Annotated in this window: 1 pseudogene; it reads left to right on the top strand. The window is 53.4% G+C overall.

Annotated elements, in window-relative coordinates:
• Positions 1-666: pseudogene (locus AC1DRJ_RS31270) on the top strand (nitrite/sulfite reductase); the annotation flags it as partial.

Below are 666 nucleotides of genomic sequence, written 5' to 3' on the forward strand. Positions count from 1 at the left end.
ACCAGGATCGTGCTGCGATCATGATGCATGACATTGGTCTTTATCTTTACCTCAACGAATCGGGGGAGAGGTGCTTGCGGGTTATGGTCGGAGGCGGTCTTGGGCGTACTCCTATCCTGTCCCAACAGATCCGCGAAGAACTACCCTGGCAACACTTGCTGTCTTATGTCGAGGCGGTCTTGCGCGTCTACAACCGTCATGGCCGACGTGACAATAAGTACAAGGCGCGGATCAAGATACTGGTCAAGGCACTGGGAATCGAAGCCTTTGCCGAAGAGGTTGAGCTGGAGTGGCAGCATCTCAAAGATGGCCCCGCTCAGCTGACCGAAAATGAGTATCAACGGGTCGCTGACGCCTTCGTGACGCCTGCCTACGAGGATTTGTCCGAGGATCAACTTAGCTTTGGCACCCAGTTAATGGAGTCCCCTGATTTTGCACGCTGGGTTTCCCGCAACACACAAGCCCATAAGGTGCCTGGTKATGTCAGTGCCGTGTTATCCACTAAGCCGGGTGCCGATGTGCCTCCAGGCGATTTGACCGCAGCACAAATGGAAGCCGTTGCAGATTGGTCGCAAGAGTTTGGATTCGGTGAAATTCGAATCGCTCATGAACAGAACCTAATTTTGCCTGACGTTCGAAAGAGCGACCTATTTGCCTTGTGGACAC

This window comes from Pseudomonas sp. P5_B2 (genome assembly GCF_056400445.1).